The organism is Cognatundibacterium crateris, from assembly GCF_010078235.1.
Taxonomy (GTDB): domain Bacteria; phylum Pseudomonadota; class Gammaproteobacteria; order Burkholderiales; family Burkholderiaceae_D; genus Undibacterium; species Undibacterium crateris.
The window spans coordinates 342,946-362,504 of the sequence record NZ_JAABOS010000001.1 but is presented as its reverse complement, the minus strand read 5'-3'; the positions used below and the strand labels follow the sequence as shown (position 1 = coordinate 362,504).

Sequence of the window (19,559 nt, the reverse complement as noted above, 5' to 3'; positions counted from 1 at the left end):
ACATATGATGCCTGTATTGACGATAATCAAGAGAAAAATTACTCAGGATTTTTCAATCCTTTACCCAGAAGGAAGATTTCTGAGGATTTATCCTTACTTGCTTTCGGCTTCTTATTCTGGACAACTTTAAATTCGTCCTTGAACATATTGACAATATTATTATAACTCGGCCCGTGAAAACACTTAACCAACAAGGCACCGCCAGGTTTTAAGTGTGCTTTCGCGAAAGAAACTGCTAACTCAATGATATACTCCACCCTTGCGGCATCGACTGTGGAATTGCCGGAAAGATTGGGTGCCATATCAGACAGGACAAGATCTACTTTTCTTCCTGACAGGCAGACTTCCAGTTTATCCAGCACTTCATCTTCACGGAAATCGCCCTGAATAAACTGAACATCTGCAATCGGCTCCATAGGCAGCAAATCCAGCGCGTAAATTTCGCCCAATATGCCGCCGCCTTCTTTGCCTGCCAGTTTATTCCGTACATACTGGGACCAGCTGCCAGGTGTAGCACCCAGGTCAACAATGACCTGGCCAGGACGGATTAATTTCTCAACCTCATCGATCTCTTTCAGCTTATAGACGGCACGCGCACGATAGCCTTCTTTTTGTGCAAGTTTCACATATGGATCATTTATATGATCGTGAACCCAATTTTGATTGAATTTATTCTTTGCCATTCGCGTAAAATACTGCTTTTAAAGGAATTACTATGTTAAAACTCACACCCGCTGAACGCAGCGAACTCAGATCCGAGGCACATGGCCTGAAACCTATCGTATTGATCGGTGAAGCTGGCCTGACTCCAGCCGTCAAAAAAGAAATTGACGCTGGTCTGGATGCACATGGACTGATCAAAGTCCGCGTTTTCGGCGACGACCGTGAAGCACGTATTGCTATGTACGACACCATTTGCGGCGAACTCGATGCAGCGCCTGTGCAGCACATCGGCAAACTGCTGGTGATCTATCGCCCGAAACTTGAGGGTGTAAAAGAAAATAAACTGGTTAAAAAAGGCAGAGGCCTGAGAGAAGTTACTATCGTGAAGCCTAGCCCAAGTGGAACGAAAAAGCCAACTGTTTCCAAAGTTCTGGTAAAAGGAAACGAGCGCGTCACTCAGGGCGGCAATATCAAACGTGCAAAACCACGTCAGTCCAGTAAGAAAAAGAATGCACTTGGCTGATCGTCAAAGCATCTGCATCAAATAACCCGGCCTGGTGCCGGGTTTTTTTTGCTACCCTGCTCAACCGGCAGGCAGCACTCAGTTCAGTGCCGCACTCTGATACAACAGGAACCAATCAAACGTAAGACACGTCCAGCACTTCGTATTCACGGATACCAGCCGGTGCCTGAACGCCGACCACATCACCCGCATACTTGCCGATCAAAGCACGTGCGATAGGCGATGTAATGGATACCTTACTGACCTTGATATCGGCCTCATCTTCGCCAACGATCTGGTAAGTCACTTTCTGGGAGGTTTCCAGATCTTCCAGATGAACGGTAGAACCAAACACCACGCGACCTTCTGCATCCAGAGTGGATGGGTCTATCACCTGTGCAGAACCCAATTTACCTTCCAGTTCCGCGATGCGGCCTTCGATGAAAGCCTGACGCTCTTTCGCTGCATCGTATTCTGCATTTTCAGACAGATCACCCTGAGCACGTGCTTCTGCAATCGCATTAATCACAGCTGGACGTTCTTTTGTTTTCAGGGTGTGTAATTCTTGCTTCAACAATTCTGCGCCGAATTTAGTGATAGGTACTGTACTCATGTCATTTACGCTTATAAAAGTAAAAATACAGAGGGCAAGCAACATCTGTGATGTCTTTTGCGACCTCTGTATCAAAGGTGCAGTGCCAGCTTTTCAGCCGCACTGAGATTTTGCTCAGTTTAATGACTTATGCAAACCTTGTAAATCATAAACATGCAATTCATTCAGGTGACGCATGCCTTCTACTGCCGCTTCCGCTCCGGCGATGGTCGTGAACGTGGTTGCACGTGCGATCAGCGCTGAGGTACGGATAGCGCGGGAATCGGAAATCGCATTACGCTTTTCCTCAACGGTATTTATCACCATCGCGATTTCGTTATTTTTGATCATGTCCACGACGTGTGGGCGACCCTCAACAACTTTATTCACGATCGCAACCGGAATACCCGCCTCAGTAATCGCAGCCGCAGTACCACGCGTCGCAACCACCGAGAAGCCCAGCTCAACCAGATCCTTTGCCACCTTGACTGCGCGTGGTTTGTCGCTGTTTTTGATACTCAGGAAAACCTTACCAGAGGTCGGCAGCTTCACACCGGCACCAAGCTGGGATTTCACGAAAGCTTCACCAAAGGTTTTGCCAACACCCATGACTTCACCGGTCGATTTCATTTCCGGTCCCAGGATAGTGTCCACACCAGGGAATTTGACGAATGGGAAGACCGCTTCTTTAACGCTGAAGTAAGGAGGTACCACTTCCGCGCCTATACCCTGAGAATCCAGCGACTGCCCGACCATGCAACGTGCGGCGATTTTCGCCAGCTGCAAGCCAGTCGCTTTCGACACATAAGGAACGGTACGCGATGCGCGTGGATTCACTTCCAGCACAAACACTACATCCTGACCATCTTTTTGCTGAATCGCGAATTGCACATTCATCAAACCAACGACATTCAAGCCCTTAGCCATCAGTGAAGTCTGGCGTTTGAGTTCGGCGATAGTTTCCTGAGACAGTGAGTATGGTGGCAAAGAACACGCAGAATCACCCGAGTGCACACCAGCCTGCTCAATATGCTCCATCACACCGCCAATAAAGGTGCGCTCGCCATCTGACAAGCAATCCACGTCGACTTCAATCGCATCATTCAGGAAGCGGTCCAGCAATACCGGAGAGTCATGCGACACCTTGACCGCTTCACGCATATAGCGCTCGAGATCGCGCTGTTCATGCACGATTTCCATCGCACGGCCACCCAACACATAGGATGGACGCACTACCAGCGGGTAACCAATTTCCTGTGCCAGCGCCAAAGCTTCAGTTTCAGTACGCGCTGTACGATTAGGCGGCTGACGCAAGCCCAGCTCCTGCAACATCTTCTGGAAGCGCTCACGGTCTTCTGCTGCATCAATCATGTCTGGCGAAGTACCAACGATAGGCACACCATTCGCTTCCAGATCCAATGCCAGTTTGAGTGGTGTCTGACCACCATACTGCACGATCACGCCTACCGGTTTTTCTTTGTCGACGATTTCCAGCACGTCTTCCAGTGTCAGCGGCTCAAAATAGAGACGATCGGAAGTGTCGTAATCGGTAGAGACAGTTTCCGGATTACAGTTAACCATAATCGTTTCGTAACCATCTTCACGCATAGCGAACGCAGCATGAACACAGCAGTAATCGAATTCTATACCCTGGCCGATGCGGTTAGGACCACCGCCCAGCACCATGATTTTTTTCTTATCGGTAGGATTTGATTCGCACTCTTCTTCATACGTCGAGTACATGTACGCGGTGTTAGTCGCAAACTCACCGGCACAGGTATCGACGCGTTTGTAGACCGGGCGCACATTCAATGCACGGCGTTTTTCACGGATAGCAGTGTCTGTGGTTTTGAGCAATTTCGCCAGACGACGATCGGAGAAGCCTTTTTGCTTCAGCTTCAGCATCATGGCCTGATCGATACTTTCGAGCGTTTGCTCATCCAGCCACAATTCGATGTCGACGATATCCTTGATCTGTACCAGGAACCAAGGGTCGATATGCGTCAGCTGATGCACTTCTTCCAGCGTAAAGCCTTGAGCAAATGCATCGCCCACATACCAGATGCGGTCAGGACCAGGCTCGCCCAGTTCTTTTTCCAGCAACTCGCGATCCTGGGTTTTTTCATTCATACCATCCACGCCCACTTCCAGGCCACGCAAGGCTTTTTGGAAGGATTCCTGGAAGGTGCGGCCGATCGCCATCACTTCACCCACAGATTTCATCTGTGTCGTCAGGCGGTTATCAGCAGTCGGGAATTTCTCGAAGGCGAAACGCGGAATCTTGGTAACGACGTAATCGATAGACGGCTCAAACGATGCTGGTGTGGCACCGCCAGTAATCTCATTGCGCAGTTCGTCCAAAGTGAAGCCAACCGCGAGCTTGGCAGCGATTTTAGCAATCGGGAAACCGGTTGCTTTTGAAGCCAGCGCCGAAGAACGGGATACACGCGGATTCATCTCGATGACGATCATACGGCCATCTGCCGGATTGACAGAGAACTGCACATTGGAGCCGCCAGTATCAACACCGATTTCACGCAATACAGCCAGCGAGGCATTACGCATTATCTGATATTCTTTATCGGTCAGCGTCTGAGCTGGTGCAACTGTAATCGAATCACCGGTATGGACACCCATAGGATCCAGATTTTCGATCGAACAGACTATAATGCAGTTGTCCGCTTTGTCGCGCACCACTTCCATTTCGTATTCTTTCCAGCCTATCAGCGATTCTTCGATCAGCAATTCGTTGGTAGGTGAAGCTTCCAGACCACGCTTACAGATAGCCTCAAACTCTTCGGAGTTATACGCGATACCGCCACCGGTACCACCCATCGTGAACGATGGACGGATAATGACCGGGAAGCCGACGTCTTTTTGCACAGTCCAGGCTTCTTCCATGGAGTGTGCAACACCGGAACGCGCAGAACCCAGGCCGATCTTGGTCATGGCGTTCTTGAATTTCAAGCGGTCTTCAGCTTTATCGATCGCTTCCGGAGAAGCGCCAATCAGTTCGCAACCGTATTTAACCAGAACACCATGGCGATGCAGATCGAGTGCGCAGTTCAGCGCAGTCTGACCACCCATAGTCGGCAGAATCGCGTCCGGTTTTTCTTTAGCGATGATGCGCTCAACCACTTGCCAGGTGATAGGCTCGATATATGTCACATCGGCCATTTCAGGGTCGGTCATGATGGTCGCAGGATTGCTGTTGACCAGAATGACGCGGTAGCCTTCTTCGCGCAATGCCTTACATGCCTGCGCGCCAGAGTAATCGAATTCACAGGCCTGACCAATGATAATTGGGCCAGCGCCGATAATCAGTATGCTTTTTATGTCGGTACGTTTTGGCATTTTTATTATTCTCCTGTCTTTGCCGTGGTCATCAATTGTATGAAGCGATCAAACAGGTAAGCAATATCGTGCGGACCTGGTGATGCTTCCGGATGTCCCTGGAAGCAGAATGCGGGTTTATCGGTACGGGCAAAACCTTGCAGGGAGCCGTCAAACAGGGATACGTGCGTCACGCGGCAATTTGCAGGCAAAGAAGCTGCATCCACAGCAAAACCATGATTTTGCGAGGTGATCAGCACTTGTTTGCTATCGAGATCTTGTACCGGATGATTCGCACCATGGTGGCCGAACTTCATCTTCAAGGTCTTGGCACCTGAAGCCAGCGCCATAATCTGATGGCCAAGGCAGATACCGAAAGTTGGCACGCCTTTTTCTATCAGCTCTTTGGCTGCCGCAATCGCATAGTCGCAAGGCTCAGGGTCGCCAGGACCATTCGACAGGAACACGCCATCCGGATTCAATGCCAGCACATCAGCAGCAGAGGACTGCGCAGGCAGCACAGTGACCTTACAACCACGCTCTGCGAGCATACGCAGGATATTGCGCTTCACGCCAAAATCAAATGCGACCACATGGAATTGCGGTGCGCTCTGCTGACCATAACCCTGACCCAGCACCCATTCAGACTCAGTCCAGACATAAGACTGTTTGACTGAAACGACTTTCGCCAGATCCATGCCAGACAAGCCCGGGAAGGACTTGGCCAGTGCGATTGCTTTCTCAGCATCAGCACCGACCAGTATCGCGCCGCCCTGCGCACCTTTTTCACGCAGAATACGGGTCAGCTTGCGCGTATCAATACCGGCAATAGCGACTATGTTTTGGGATTTGAGGTAATCAGAAAGGGAGGATTCAGAGCGGAAATTGGAGACCAGCATAGGAAGGTCTTTAATGATCAGACCTGCTGCATGAATTTTTTCAGACTCGACGTCTTCAGCATTCACGCCGGTATTGCCAATATGGGGGTAAGTCAGAGTGACTATTTGGGAACTGTAACTAGGATCGGTGAGGATTTCCTGATAACCGGTCATCGAGGTATTGAAAACAACTTCACCTATCGTATGACCTGCAGCACCAATAGAATAACCAGTAAAAATGGTTCCATCAGCGAGAGCAAGTATTGCGGTGTCCTGGCCGGAACGAAGAAGGGACTGCGGAATGGGCAGCAAGGGCAACTCCTGTATTGTTACCGCCGCTGCGATGCCCCAAATTGACGTTATCCCAGGCCGGACTATCTTTCCGTGCGGCCTGAAATAAGTATGGAGCAATGTAAATTTGGGTAGGCGCTACGGCGAGATTTCGGATTAGTTAAACCCTCGAATTATAGCCCGAAAACCGCCCTTTGCCAAGCCCAAAACCCCGAATTCACTGGCAATTCCGCAGCATCAAGCACTACCTCAACCACTGCCTGAACGATATGCGGCGAACGGCGAAACTCAGGCCAGACCCAGAGCTGCAATACCAGCACGCGCTACCTGCGCATCTTCCGCTGACTTTACGCCAGAAACGCCGACCGCTCCGACACAATAACCATCAACCATAATCGGCACCCCACCCTCCAGCATGCCTTCGACCAAAGGTGCGCTCAAAAAAGAATAGCGTCCATTGTTAATTAAGTCTTCGTAGATTTTTGAATCACGCTTACCCATTGCCGCTGTTTTTGCCTTAGCAGGAGCCAGATGCGTGGAAATCGGTGCCACACCATCCAGACGCTGCAGCCAGATCAAATGTCCGCCATCGTCCACAATAGCGATCACGACCGCCCAGCCATTCGAGATTGCTTCCCGTTCCGCAGCAGCAGCGATTTTTTTGACATCTTCTAAGACCAGATAAGGCTTGGATTGCATAAATTTCTCCTAAAAAATATGCGCTGATTGTAAGCCAAGTTGCATGCCAGCCTGACTATTTTTGCGATGAAAACAATTTAATTGATTTTCGCAAATACCACGCCCAAACAACGCGCCAGATGTCAGACCCAAGCACAATGAGGTCCTGCACTTATATTTAAGCTTTAACAAGACATGACCAGAAAAATCCAGCAAACGGTTTACATTGTTCAAAAACTGACTTAAAGTTGAGCGGTTTTTTTCAACAGGTGTAAAGATGCTAATAAACGTTTCCAGAATACTCAGAAATGCAAAATTAGTGCTTGTTGCGGCATGCCTGCAAACTTGTGTCATCAACGCCTCCATAGCGGCAGACACAACTTTCCCCGAATCCTCCACCGCCTACCTCAAATTACAAGAATTAAAACAAAGAGCCTCGGACCTGACAGTCAAGGCCATGGATTTCATCGGCATCCACTATAAGCGCGGTGGTAACACCCCGGAAAATGGCCTGGATTGCAGTGGTTTTGTGCGTCTGGTGTTTAAAGATGCCTTGGGCGCTGAACTTCCACGCACTTCTGCAGAAATCAGCCGTGTGGGCGAAAAAATTGAGCAGAAAGACCTGCAACCCGGCGATCTGGTTTTTTACAATACGTTGCGTCGTGGTTTTTCGCATGTAGGCATTTATCTGGGGGATAATAAATTTATCCACTCCCCTTCTGCAGGTGGTCAGGTTCGGATAGAAAGTATGGATCTGGCTTACTGGAAAAAGCGCTTCAATGGCGCGCGCCGCATCAATGAAGATGAAGCGAAGTAACGCAGCCAGCTAAGTTCAACTAAGTTAAGCATACGAAAGAAAAGGGAGCCAGCGCTCCCTTTTTTATTTAACTTTCCGCATAAACGACTTGTCGCCGATTATGCAAAGCGCAGTCAACTCAGCGCTCCTGCATGGCCTTGAGTTTTTGCTTTATTTCCGGCATGGCTGACATCGCCGCTTTTTCTCCTGCCAGTATCGCCAGATTGCGGCCCGCGAAATCACTGCCCTTCATCGATGGCAAATCCGGACGTATCACCACATCCGCCTGCTTCAACTCAAACTGATTAATGCTTTGACCCATGATACTGACTGTTTGCAGCAAAATATCTATCGTTCCAGTACCGCTCTGCCCATCCACTGCCTGAGAAATATTCACCGCGATCACCAGATCGGCTCCCATGTCACGCGCAAACCGAACCGGTACCGGCGCCACCAGGCCGCCGTCCACATATTGCTTGTCATTGATGCGCACAGGCTGGAACACCGCCGGTACCGCAGATGATGCACGTACTGCCGCACCGGTGTTACCGCGCTGGAACAATACAGCCTGACCGGTTGCAAGGTCAGTCGCTACCGCGCCGAAGGGCTTTTTCAAGCGTTCAATCGGCGTTTGTCCGACCATGCGATTCACATAGGCTTGCAGCGCATCGCCTTTGAGCACGCCACTGGATTTGGAAAACAAAGGCAGCGACCAGTCTGAGATCGTTGCCTCATCCATTTCCAGCGCCATTTTTTGCAAAGTGAATCCATTATTCCCTGCTGCATACATCGCTCCCACGACACTGCCTGCACTGGTACCCACCACCACATCTGGCACAATGCCTTGCGACTCTAAAGCCTTGATTACGCCGATATGGGCGAAGCCACGCGCCGCGCCGCCGCCAAGCGCCAGGCCGATTCTGACCGGACGCGCCACTTTCGGCGCTGTCACGGCAGTAACTGCCGGCGCGACCGGTGTTTGCACCGGTGCAGAAGTGACGCAAGCGCTTAAGGCAAGCGCCAGCATCGCGCAGCTCAGGCCGCTTGCTGCGGTTTTACTTTGTATGGAAAAATTCAATTTCATCTCATCTTCAAAAAATAAACATCAATTCGGCTATCTGCCCGGTACTACATGCTCGCCGAAGCAGCGATTATACGAGTAAGCTGGCAACAAAGACATCGCTAATCCGAACCAGTCCGGCAGCAGTTGCGGATACGGAATATTCAAATTAATTCCAAGAAGTCATGCTACGGACACAATATTTACAGATAATCTGGCCGCAGATTGCGCTTGAGACTAAATTTACACCAAACTAAAATTAATTTAGCAAACGATTGCGCCTTAAAATAATTTAAAGAGCAATCGTTTGCTACCCGAATTCGGAGAAAACATGAAGAAAACTTGCTGGACCACCCTGCTCCCCGCTCTGATCCCTGGCTTGATACTGGGAGGATGCGCCAATAACAATTCCGGCTCTTCCCCTACGGAAGCAGAAGCGATTCCTGAGGGAACGATCGTGAAGGTCTCCCTGCTGGAAACTACTGATTTGCACCAGAATATCCTGAGCTATGATTACTATGGCCTGAAGGCAGACACCAGCATAGGATTGGAACGCACCGCAGCCTTGATTCAGTCCGCACGTGCTGAAAATCCGAATACGGTACTGCTTGATGATGGCGATGTGATTCAGGGTACCTTATTGGGTGATCAGCAAGCCGTGGCTTCTCCTGTCACCTGTGCTGGCACACTCGCGATACACAAAGCGATGAATGCCTTGAAATTTGATGGTGCCGGTGTCGGTAATCATGAATTTAATTATGGGCTGAGTTTTCTGAGTCAGATCACCAACAAAGACTTTGGTATTGATGGCGTTGCCAAGCCGAATAACTGTGGTTCTCCGGGTTTTCCTGTGGTGTTGTCCAACGTCGTTGGCGTCGCCAGCCAGCAGCCCATCTTCAATCCCTACTCCATTATCTACAAACGCTTTGTTGGCACCAAACCGGATGGCAGTAACATGGTGGTTCCGGTTAATGTCGGCATCATCGGCTTTGTACCGCCACAGATTATGGATTGGGATCAAAAAAATCTGGCAGGCAAAGTCATGGTCAACGGCGTGGTCGAATCCGCACAAAAATATGTGCCGGAACTGCGTTCTAAAGGTGCAGATCTGGTAGTTGCCTTGTCACATGGCGGCCTGGATGCATCGCCATACAGCCCAAAAATGGAAAACGGCAGCTATCACCTGACCACCACCGGCATCGATGCGCTGATGTTAGGCCATTCTCATTTGATTTTCCCGGCAGCCAAAGAAAAAAATGGCCCCAAACTTGATGCTTCCCTCGCAGCCCTACCAGCGGATAAAGTCGATACGGTTAAGGGTTTAGTCAATGGTGTGCCAGCGGTCATGGCGCAAAGCTGGGGCCGCCGCCTGGGTATCATTCAACTCACGCTCAAATACCAATCTGGCAAATGGGTAGTGCAAAAAGATCTGACCAATGTGGAAGCACGCGGATTTAAGTATAAGGACGGCGTCACGAATATTGATGCAGATGCGTCGATCGCACCGCTGGTAGATACGGAACACAAAGCCACCCTCGCCTATGCGGCGCAATCCCTGGGTACCAGCACCGATTTCGGCATGTCCGCCTTTTTCTCACTGGTGGGTGATGTCAGCGCGATCCAGATCGTGAATCAGGCACAAATCGATTACGTCAAAAACTTCATTGCAAGCTCGACTGATCCTGTCATCGCGAGTTACAAAGCCATTCCGGTTATTTCGTGCAGCGCGCCGTTCAAGGCGGGTCGTAACGGCGCTACCGATTTTACCGATGTCGCACCAACTGCTACTGTCGCCAATCCAGTGACTTTGCAAGTCAGGAACCCTGGCGATCTTTACCTCTACGGCAATAACAATTTGCAGGCAGTCAAAATCAAGGGCAGTGATTTGAAAAACTGGCTGGAAACCGCCGCAAAGCAATTCGCACAAATCAATCCTGCATTGAAGACTGAACAAGATCTGGTACCAGATTACGCGTTCATCTACAACTATGACGTGTTCTATGCTGACAATAACGCACTGCGTTATCAAATCGATGTGACCAAACCCGCAGGCAGCCGCATCAGCAATCTGCAATATGCAGGCAAAGCTGTTGCAGATGGCGATGACTTCATCGTGGCGACCAATGACTACCGCGCCAGTGGCGGTGGCAGTGTACCAGGCATTGATGGCAGCAAAACCATTATCAAGTCCCCTGATGCCAACCAGGCGGTAGTCAGCAATTTTGTCAAAAAACAAGGTGCAGTTACCTTGGTTAAGCATGGTTCCGGGCGCAGCTGGAGCTTCGTCAAAGTCAGCACACAAGGCCCCGTCATCCTGCGTTCAGCACCGGGAAAACTGGCTGTAGCAGCCAACCTGGGCTTGCCGCAAGTGGTTAGCGAGGGTGCGCTGGATGCGTCGGGCTACGCGAAGTATGCGATAGACTTATCGAAGTAAATTTCAGCTTAAGCTGGACGAGGCCTGAGTAAATCGCCAGTGGGGCTGCAAACTCTGCGTAATCTTTATGCGCGCAGATCCACTGGCAACATAGATGGATGATGAATAATGCGTAGATTCGCGATGACAGCCTTAATGGCAAGTTTAGTGGCAGGCTTAGTGGCAAGCATAGTGACAAGCTTAACTGCGTGTTCCATCGGTCCGGGCAAGATTCCAGCCGCCTCGGAAATAGAAATGGCGGGAATGCAGGCCCTGCAGGGAAAACAAGATGCAGCGTTTCGTTATTTAGAAAAATGGGCGCAAGCTGGCGTCGTCAAAGCGCAGCGTGAGCTGGCCCTGGCACGTTCTTCTGATCCGGCAAGCTATGCAGAAGCGCGAAAATGGCTGAAAGCAGCAGCCCAGGCGGGCGACATCGAAGCGCAATTTGCGCTGGCGGAAGCCAACTACAAAGCCCAGCTCGGAATCGAGAAAAATAACGCAGAGGCAAAAGTCTGGTATCAGGCAGCAGCACTGCAAAACAATGCCAAAGCGGCTTTCATGCTGGCTCGTATGTCGAAATACGGCGAAGGCACGCGTGCCAGTTCCGAGGCCTCTGTTGCCTGGCTATTGAAAGCCAGTGAACTCGGCCATGCACAAGCGATGTTCTTACTATCCAACGCTTATGACACCGGCGATGGCGTCAAACAAGATAAAGAAAAAGCCCGCGACTGGCTGGAACAATCCGCCGAAGGTGAATTTCCACCGGCTATCCATGCATTGGCCTTGCTGTTGGAAACTGATAATACCCAACATACCGACCGCCAGCGTGCACGTCATTTATTGAAGGAAGCCTCAGACGAACGCCTGCTGCGTTGGAACCGTTCGCAATGAAGCCATCTTGCTCAAAGTAAGATCTTAGCGGGTGGTGCTATCCAGAATTGTCGGGAACTCATACGAGTTTTGACATTAAGTTTCCATAAAAAAACTATTGCTTTACATTTTGTAAATTAGCATAAAAATAAAACAATTCTTCACAAAATCGCCTTAGCACACCGCATTTATCTATCAGAAAACTGGCTATTCTCAGCACTCAACTTCCGGCAATGGTGCCGGGGAATTTAAGGGAGTCGCTATGCAATATATCTGGATGTTTATCGTTGGCATATTTACCGGACTACTGGCTCGTTTCTTGATGCCGGGTGCTGATCAAATGGGATTACTCATGACAGGACTGATCGGTATCGCAGGTTCATTCATCGGTGGAATGATCAGCGGCTTGTTCAGTAAACCGGCAGATGGCAGCTTACTGCACCCTGCCGGTCTGATCATGTCTGTGATTGGTGCCATGATCTTATTGGCTCTGGTCAGACATTTTCACTTATTGGCATAAAACACGATGACGCTGTTTTCAGTCCTTTTAACAGCGCCATGCCAATTGTTCTCTAAGGCAGCTACCTAAGCTGGCTTAGAGTCGGAATATCCTTCTCGCATGCCTTGCTGACTATCCACCAGGTAATCCACATGCAAATTTTTGATAAATTCAAACCACATCAGGCTCAGACCTGCCACAGCCATTGCGGTAAGTAGCATCACCGGCGTCGGTTCTGCAAAAGCAAATAGCCTGGTCAGTGCTGGCACATACAAGGCAAGCCCAAGCGCAACCAGGCTTGCTGTAACAATACAGACAAATGGAAAATTAAGTCGTTTGATAGACGTCCCAACCCCACGGCTCCAGCTCAGATTGACATAAATCAGCGCCAGGTTTGCCAACACCAGCACGATGAAGCTCAAAGTTCGTGCCAACTGATCACGCTGTACATCGATAGACAAAACACTTCTGGTCACGCCATACACCAGTAACAAAAGCCCCATCAGTCCTAGTCCTTGCCAGAATCCGCGCGTCAATACAAAGCGATCAAACAGCTTCTGGGTTTTCGGGCGCGGTGGCTGTTTCATGGCGTCAGTATCGAGCGGCTGCGCCTCAAATACGATAGAACAAGCCGGGTCGATGATCAATTGCAGGAATAGGATATGCACAGGCATTAATACCATGGGCCAGCCCATCATGACCGGAATGATGGATAGCCCTACGATAGGGACATGAACCGCAATCACGAAAACAATCGCCTTGCGTAAATTGGCAAATACCCGGCGACCATAGCGAACTGCGGTCAGCAGCGATGAAAAATCATCGCGCAACAATACGATTGCTGCCGCTTCACGCGCTACTTCTGTGCCACGCGCGCCCATCGCAACACCAATATCCGCGGCCTTAAGTGCCGGCGCATCATTGACGCCATCTCCTGTCATTGCCACCACCTCACCAGCGGCCTGGAATGCACGCACCAATCGTAATTTCTGCTCGGGCTGTACACGACAGTAAATATGACTGGCTGCCAGTCGCAAGGCGAGTATTTCTTGATCCATATCAGCCAGTTCAGACCCGCTGATCACGCCTGACTCCGTATTTATCCCCGCCTGTTTTGCGATAGAAACAGCGGTTGCAGGATGATCCCCAGTCAGCATGACAACCCGTATTCCAGCAGCCTGGCAATCACGAATCGCTTGTGGCACATCCGCCCGCACCGGGTCTTCCAGTGCGATCAGCCCAAGGAAGCTGAAATGAAAATCATGCTGCTTATCTGGCAGTTCGCCGCTGGGAAAAGTCGCACAGGCTACGCCTAACACCCGCAGTCCATCTCTGGCCATGGCAAGCACCTGCCGCATCACGGCATCAACCTGAGCTGCATCAAAGTGACAAAGATCAACGATAGCTTCGGGAGCGCCCTTGCTGGCGATCATCAGTTCACGATGATCAGGTGACTGCCATACACGTGACATCGCCAGCATGTCCGGCGCGAGCGGGTAGTCTTCGACTAAGTCCCAGTCGCTATGCAGATGTTCAGTACCCAGCAACAATCTTCGTCCAGCTTCTGCAATGGCCAGTTCCATAGGATCAAACGGACGGCGGTGACTGGCCAGCACGGCATACTCAAGTATGCCGTGCAGTTCTTCTTGCAGTGGGGCGATAGCGGCCTGGGTTGCAGCCTGGGTTGCAGCCTGATTGGCGTCATAGGCTGCCGCAAAAGTCCATAAACGCATGACCGTCATATGGTTAGTCGTCAGCGTACCAGTCTTGTCTACACATAGCACGGTCGCAGCACCCAGCAGTTCCACTGCGGATATCTGCCGTGTCAGCACCTGTTCACGCGCCAGTCGCCATGCGCCCAGGCCGAGAAATAAGCTGAGTACCAGCGGTAATTCTTCCGGCAATACGGCGATTGCCAAAGTCAATCCTGCCAACACACTGTGTAGCCAGTCGCCGCTTGTAATCCAATACAAGATCGTCAGCGCAGTCGCAAGCGCCAGCCCGGTCATCGCAGCGTATTTAACGACCCGCCCAGTTTCCTGCTGCACCGGCGTCAAGGCTGGTGCAATGCCCGCCAGCGACAGACCGATGCGCCCCAGAGCGCTTTGCGTACCCGTCGCCACAACCAACGCCCGTGCTGTGCCACTTGTGACCATCGTGCCGGCATACGCATAGGAGCGCGACTTATCTGAGTACTGCGCTGATTCCGGTACTGATTCTGGCTCTGTTTGTTGAACTGATTGTTGAGACGATGGTTGAGATGTTTGTGCATTCCGCACAGCGCACTGCTTCATCACAGGCAGTGCTTCACCACTCAGCATAGACTCATCAATGCTCAGGTTAGACACGCTGATCAATTGCGCATCGGCTGGCACCCGATCGCCCTCAGACAGTACGATTATGTCACCGACAACCAGCTCGCTGGCCAGAATATTGATGAGCTTTCCATCCCGCTCAGCCATTGCACGCGGGCTGGCCAGATCACGCAAAGCCCGTATTGATTGCTCGCTACGATGGCGCTGAACAAAACTGATCCCCAACACGATGAAGACAAAGCCCAGCAACATCAGCGCCTCTTGCCAGTCCCCCAACACCATGTAGACAGCACCACAGGCTAACAGCAATAGAAACATAGGTTCGGAGATCAGTTCGGCAGCCAGCCTGAGCATGCTACGCTGCAAAGGCTCAGGCATTTCATTGGCACCACCCTTAGCCAGACGTAGCCGGGCTTCTGCCTCAGTCAGACCGGTCACTGGTATTGCAGTGTCAACTGCTGCAATGGCAGTAAAGTCGTCTGCTTGCGTAGCATCTCTCATCATTCGTTCCATTTCAAAGGCAAACCCAACTTATCTGATACAACTCCCCTGAGCAATGACGGCGTATCCGGCTTAAGCAATCACAGACTACCTATCCGCATGCGACATCAACTTGCCCTTCCTCTTCTTTAGGTCGTGCATTTCTTAGTGTCCTTGGTGTCCAAATTCCAGCACCACACGTGCGGGTATCTCACCCTGCTCCATACGCTTCAGAACACTGTTGATTGCAGTCAGCGGTTGCAACTCAATATCCGCCTTCACCTTGCCTTCAGCACCAAAAGCGAGTGCTTCAGCCATATCCAAACGATTTCCGACAAAAGAACCGCGTATGGTGATGCAGTTCGCCACCACATCAAATAAGGGGGTAGGAAACTCACCTGGTGGCAAACCAACTAAGACACAGGTTCCCCATTTGCGTGTCATCCCCACGCCTTGCTTGAAAGCGGATAGTGAAGGAGCAGTAATCAGCACCCCATGCGCACCGCCACCCGTCATTTGCCTGACGACAGCAATCGCATCGTTTTGCCTGACATTGACTGTGACATCCGCCCCCAAACGCCTGGCATGGGCCAGCTTGCCATCATCGATATCCACCGCACACACGTGCAAGCCCATCGCTTTCGCAAATTGCACTGCCAGGTGCCCCAGACCACCAACACCAGATATAACAATCCAGTCCCCTGGTTTCACCTGGGTTTCCTTGATGCCCTTATACGAGGTCACCCCGGCACAAATCAATGGAGCTGCATCGCGCGCTGCCAGATTTGCCGGAATGTGCGCTACATAATTCGGATCAGCCAGTATGTATTCCGCGAATCCCCCATTTTTGGTATAACCGCCAAACTCCGCACTGGCGCAGACCGGCTCGCGTGCCGCCAGACAGTATTCACAATGGCCACAAGCCGAATACAACCAAGGCACACCAACCCGGTCACCCATTTTTACCGCTGTCACGCCAGCACCCAGCGCAGTGACTATCCCTATCCCTTCATGACCAGGTATAAAGGGAAGACCCGGCTTGATTGGCCAGTCACCTTGCGCCGCATGCAGATCAGTGTGACAAACACCGCATGCTTCTGTTCTGACCAATATCTGGCCAGCGCCGGGTACGGGGATCGGTAACTGTTGTATCACCAGTGGCTGACCAAATTGTTCTACTACCGCTGCCTGCATGTGATTTTGCATGATGGGCTCCCAGATAAAGATCGGATATTCAAAACAGGGGATTAAGTGATCAGGTGGTTTCAACCGAACCGTCACGGAAAACACGCAAGAATTCAACCTGATCTTTCATCGCATCGGCCTTACGTTCATTTTCATTGTGTGATTCAATCATTTCCAGATGTCCACGCTCGTCATAACGGAAATGGGTGATTTTTGCATCCTTGGGATCGAAGCCAAATTTGGCGGAATAACGGCAATGCAAGTCGCCAAGAAATACATCTTTAAATTGCAAAAAATAGACAGTGTCATACCAACCTACATGCAGCACAACATCATCATGTCCATTGCGAATAATGGCTTGCCAATCCCAGGCTGGCTGTACACGCAAACGTATCATCATGTCAGATGTATTGATCTCCTTAAGACATTTCTCCACTTGATCTTTGTCATTGAAATGCATTTCAACGCGCGTCAAATGAGTGGGAGCAACGTCAAAATTGACTGGTGTTCCTAAACTGACCAGTTCATATCCGGGAAAATCTTTCAATGAAAGATTGACCAACCTTAGCAGCGTCACATCTTTGCAAACCCTGTCAGTCTTACCGTAAATATCTGTCAGGTATTGAGGGATATATCCAGTCTTAGAGCGAACCAGCACGTCTTCTGTGGGGATGGAGGCGGATATGATCACTTGCTTACCCTCGACATCAATATGCTTTTTGGTACTCATTTTTCTGACTCCTCATTTGTGAAAAACTGGGAAATGTCCCGACCCTTAGCTAATTTACCGATGCACTCATCGTTATCCAGAGCAGCACAGTCAATTCAACCAGGCCGTCTAAACGCAAGCTTCAAGTTGTTCACAATTTTTATCTGTTCGATAACGAACAAAACATAGCGTTACCGGTAAATTCCCCCTTGCAAAAAATGTCTGTCAATGTGTGGAGTCGCACAGTCATGCCCTGTGTCTGACAGCAAACTCTGTACTGTCTTGCTAAAGAAAGGCAGCTATGCAGCTCCAGCCTCCACACGAACAGCCCGCATTCCGCAAATTATTGGTTACACGTAGTTCAATGGCTGAAATCCCGGATGTGCCGACTCAATCTTCTGCTTTTCATCAGCCAACTTCAGTGATACGTCAGTTTGCAATTTTGGATTACCCGTCAAACGTATTGACCTCAATCACAGGATCGGCCGTCGGTGCCTGCCTTGGTTTTGTTATTTCTGCGCTTTATGTTCACGAAGCGGCTTCGCGCCTGGGCATCACGCATGCAACACCCAACACGCTGGCAAAAGGTATCGCCCTTGGTACGCTGACTGGTGCAATTACTGGAATGCTGCTTGGTGTGCTACTGGGGATTGCACTCAATAGTTCTGCCCTACGACGTTTTGAATACGAGCTGACCTGCAAAACAAGCGGCACAAAGGATGCCACCACGCATAGTGTTGCGTTCAGCACGCTGGACGAAATACAGCAATGGAAGCGATCGCAAGGCGAATACAGCCGTATCTGACACGGATTAGATACGAATACTTTAGCTCTGGATTTACTGACAGGAGAAACTCATGAAACGACGCGACGAATATATATTGAAGATGCAGGAAAATTTGGACAAGCTCAACACGATGTTGAATGAGTTTGAAGATAAGACTGGAGATAGAGCGAATAAGGCTCAAGCCAGATTCATGGAGGAAAAAAACAAACTGAAAGCGCAGGCTAAGCAGATTAACGAGAAATTAAACGACATGCGCGTCGCAACTGAAGCAAGCTGGGAGCAGATGGTTGATAGCACAGAGGTGCTACACCATGCCTTAATCGCGTCCCTGCATTACTTCAAAGCGGAATTGAAATCTGACAAATCGACGAAAGAAGAAAAATGATGGGAATCCTACTACTGATTTTATTGCTGCTACTTCTCGGCATAGTCCCGGTCTGGCCTCATAGCCGCAGCTGGGGTTATGGGCCCAGTGGACTCATGAGTGTCGTATTGATTATTCTTATCTTCATGTTGCTCACCGGTCGTCTTTAGTTAGGGCCGGTTAAGCACATCATTATTCATGTGGGCCAAAGCTATGCAATACCAAATCACTAACCGACTACTGAAGGCGCTTCCCAAACATGAATTAATGCGTGTCACCGCAGACGCAGAACTGACTGAACTGCAGGCAGGTGAACTGATTTATGAAAGTGGGCGAATCGAACGCTACGCCTATTTCCCAACGACAGCGATCATTGCTTTAATTTATAGCGGCGAAGGATCAGCATGCTCTGAAGTCATCACTATCGGGGCAGAAGGCATGCTGGGTATATCGCTGATCCTCACCAATAACGTTTCGTTTGGCTCAGCACAAGTGCAATACAGCGGCTACGCCTATCGTGTTCCCGGCGATCGCCTGAAACATGAGTTTCATCGTCAAGGTGCATTCATGCAATTGTTGCTACGATATACACAAACTTTGATTATACAACTGGCACAAATCTCAGTCTGCGCCATCCATCACAGTTTGCTGCAGCAATTGTGCCGCTATCTGCTAGAAAATAGTCGCCACAATGAGAACGCAGAACAGCTGGTGACACAACAATATATTGCCAATACCCTGGGAACACGGCGAGAGCGGGTGACTGCTATTGCCGGATATTTACAGCGCTTAGGCCTGATCGAATACAGTCGCGGCAAACTGACCATCACAGATCACACAGGTTTGGAAAAACTTGCCTGTGATTGCCATCGAATTATTCAGAACGAATATGAACGTTTAACTATAGGTCTAAAGCCTAAAGGCTAAAGGCTAAACCCTGATTCCAGATTATTCTGTTTCATAACTGAGCAAGCCTGCATTTGAGTAATTGTCTGAGCCCGCATGAATATATTGTCATATGTGCGATAACCAACATATCTACAGCCGTGTTAGTTGCATAATACTGCCTGCTCCTTTCCGTTACTTTTCTGATTTTTATGGAGGCATTTACATAGGATCAGAAGCTACTTTGACTCTAAGGAAG

General features: G+C 50.0%; 18 protein-coding genes. 9 read left to right on the top strand and 9 right to left on the bottom strand.

Annotation, left to right across the window (positions count from 1 at the left end):
- Positions 1-38: 38 nt before the first annotated feature.
- Positions 39-683, bottom strand: a complete 645-nt coding sequence (locus EYB48_RS01575) for an RlmE family RNA methyltransferase (RefSeq protein ID WP_162018517.1) — start codon at positions 681-683, stop codon at positions 39-41.
- A gap of 32 nt (positions 684-715) precedes the next feature.
- Here EYB48_RS01575 and EYB48_RS01570 point away from each other — a divergent pair, with 32 nt between their 5' ends.
- Positions 716-1,186 carry a YhbY family RNA-binding protein gene (locus tag EYB48_RS01570; protein ID WP_162018516.1) on the top strand — a complete coding sequence of 157 codons (471 nt, stop codon included), beginning with the start codon at positions 716-718 and terminating at the stop codon, positions 1,184-1,186.
- A gap of 115 nt (positions 1,187-1,301) precedes the next feature.
- On the opposite strand, the gene greA is transcribed toward EYB48_RS01570, so the two are convergent.
- The 4 genes from greA to EYB48_RS01550 form a co-directional block, all read right to left on the bottom strand.
- Positions 1,302-1,778 (bottom strand): transcription elongation factor GreA, encoded by a 477-nt coding sequence (gene greA, locus EYB48_RS01565; protein WP_162018515.1) that lies wholly within the window; start codon positions 1,776-1,778, stop codon positions 1,302-1,304.
- Positions 1,779-1,892: 114 nt separating this feature from the next.
- Positions 1,893-5,111, bottom strand: coding sequence for a carbamoyl-phosphate synthase large subunit (gene carB / locus EYB48_RS01560; RefSeq protein WP_162018514.1), 3,219 nt, complete (start codon positions 5,109-5,111; stop codon positions 1,893-1,895).
- A 5-nt stretch (positions 5,112-5,116) separates the two neighbouring features.
- Positions 5,117-6,271, bottom strand: a complete 1,155-nt coding sequence (gene carA, locus EYB48_RS01555; RefSeq protein ID WP_162018842.1) for a glutamine-hydrolyzing carbamoyl-phosphate synthase small subunit — start codon at positions 6,269-6,271, stop codon at positions 5,117-5,119.
- Between the two features lie 276 nt (positions 6,272-6,547).
- Positions 6,548-6,958, bottom strand: a complete 411-nt coding sequence (locus EYB48_RS01550) for a GlcG/HbpS family heme-binding protein (protein ID WP_162018513.1) — start codon at positions 6,956-6,958, stop codon at positions 6,548-6,550.
- A gap of 256 nt (positions 6,959-7,214) precedes the next feature.
- On the opposite strand from EYB48_RS01550, the gene EYB48_RS01545 reads away from it, so the two are divergent.
- Entirely contained in the window at positions 7,215-7,754 is a 540-nt protein-coding gene (locus EYB48_RS01545) for a C40 family peptidase (protein WP_162018512.1), read from the top strand.
- A 118-nt stretch (positions 7,755-7,872) separates the two neighbouring features.
- Here EYB48_RS01545 and EYB48_RS01540 read toward each other — a convergent pair whose 3' ends face one another.
- Positions 7,873-8,760 carry a patatin-like phospholipase family protein gene (locus tag EYB48_RS01540; protein ID WP_235934865.1) on the bottom strand — a complete coding sequence of 296 codons (888 nt, stop codon included), beginning with the start codon at positions 8,758-8,760 and terminating at the stop codon, positions 7,873-7,875.
- 364 nt (positions 8,761-9,124) lie between these two features.
- On the opposite strand from EYB48_RS01540, the gene EYB48_RS01535 reads away from it, so the two are divergent.
- From EYB48_RS01535 to EYB48_RS01525, 3 genes are all read left to right on the top strand, one after another.
- Entirely contained in the window at positions 9,125-11,227 is a 2,103-nt protein-coding gene (locus EYB48_RS01535) for a bifunctional 2',3'-cyclic-nucleotide 2'-phosphodiesterase/3'-nucleotidase (RefSeq protein ID WP_162018510.1), read from the top strand.
- Between the two features lie 171 nt (positions 11,228-11,398).
- Complete coding sequence (locus EYB48_RS01530; RefSeq protein ID WP_162018509.1) at positions 11,399-12,097, top strand: tetratricopeptide repeat protein; 699 nt, start codon at positions 11,399-11,401, stop codon at positions 12,095-12,097.
- A 241-nt stretch (positions 12,098-12,338) separates the two neighbouring features.
- On the top strand, positions 12,339-12,596 hold the full coding sequence (locus tag EYB48_RS01525) for a GlsB/YeaQ/YmgE family stress response membrane protein (RefSeq protein WP_162018508.1): 258 nt from the start codon (positions 12,339-12,341) through the stop codon (positions 12,594-12,596).
- A 65-nt stretch (positions 12,597-12,661) separates the two neighbouring features.
- On the opposite strand, the gene EYB48_RS01520 is transcribed toward EYB48_RS01525, so the two are convergent.
- From EYB48_RS01520 to EYB48_RS01510, 3 genes are all read right to left on the bottom strand, one after another.
- A complete protein-coding gene (locus EYB48_RS01520) occupies positions 12,662-15,394 on the bottom strand; it encodes a cation-translocating P-type ATPase (RefSeq protein WP_235934837.1) in 2,733 nt (910 codons plus the stop codon).
- A 141-nt stretch (positions 15,395-15,535) separates the two neighbouring features.
- The gene (locus EYB48_RS01515) at positions 15,536-16,576 is read right to left on the bottom strand and encodes a zinc-dependent alcohol dehydrogenase (protein ID WP_162018507.1); all 1,041 of its coding nucleotides are present in this window, start codon (positions 16,574-16,576) and stop codon (positions 15,536-15,538) included.
- Positions 16,577-16,625: 49 nt separating this feature from the next.
- Positions 16,626-17,285, bottom strand: coding sequence for a hypothetical protein (locus EYB48_RS01510; protein ID WP_162018506.1), 660 nt, complete (start codon positions 17,283-17,285; stop codon positions 16,626-16,628).
- A 280-nt stretch (positions 17,286-17,565) separates the two neighbouring features.
- Here EYB48_RS01510 and EYB48_RS01505 point away from each other — a divergent pair, with 280 nt between their 5' ends.
- The 4 genes from EYB48_RS01505 to EYB48_RS01490 are packed head-to-tail and all read left to right on the top strand — an operon-like array spanning position 17,566 to position 19,342.
- On the top strand, positions 17,566-18,069 hold the full coding sequence (locus EYB48_RS01505) for a hypothetical protein (protein WP_162018505.1): 504 nt from the start codon (positions 17,566-17,568) through the stop codon (positions 18,067-18,069).
- A gap of 52 nt (positions 18,070-18,121) precedes the next feature.
- Positions 18,122-18,436: a sll1863 family stress response protein gene (locus tag EYB48_RS01500; RefSeq protein WP_162018504.1), complete on the top strand. Its 315-nt coding sequence runs from the start codon at positions 18,122-18,124 to the stop codon at positions 18,434-18,436.
- Positions 18,433-18,585 carry a DUF3309 family protein gene (locus tag EYB48_RS01495; RefSeq protein WP_162018503.1) on the top strand — a complete coding sequence of 51 codons (153 nt, stop codon included), beginning with the start codon at positions 18,433-18,435 and terminating at the stop codon, positions 18,583-18,585. The genes EYB48_RS01500 and EYB48_RS01495 overlap by 4 nt, the downstream gene beginning before the upstream one ends.
- 43 nt (positions 18,586-18,628) lie before the next feature.
- Positions 18,629-19,342, top strand: a complete 714-nt coding sequence (locus EYB48_RS01490; RefSeq protein WP_162018502.1) for a Crp/Fnr family transcriptional regulator — start codon at positions 18,629-18,631, stop codon at positions 19,340-19,342.
- Positions 19,343-19,559 lie beyond the last annotated feature (217 nt).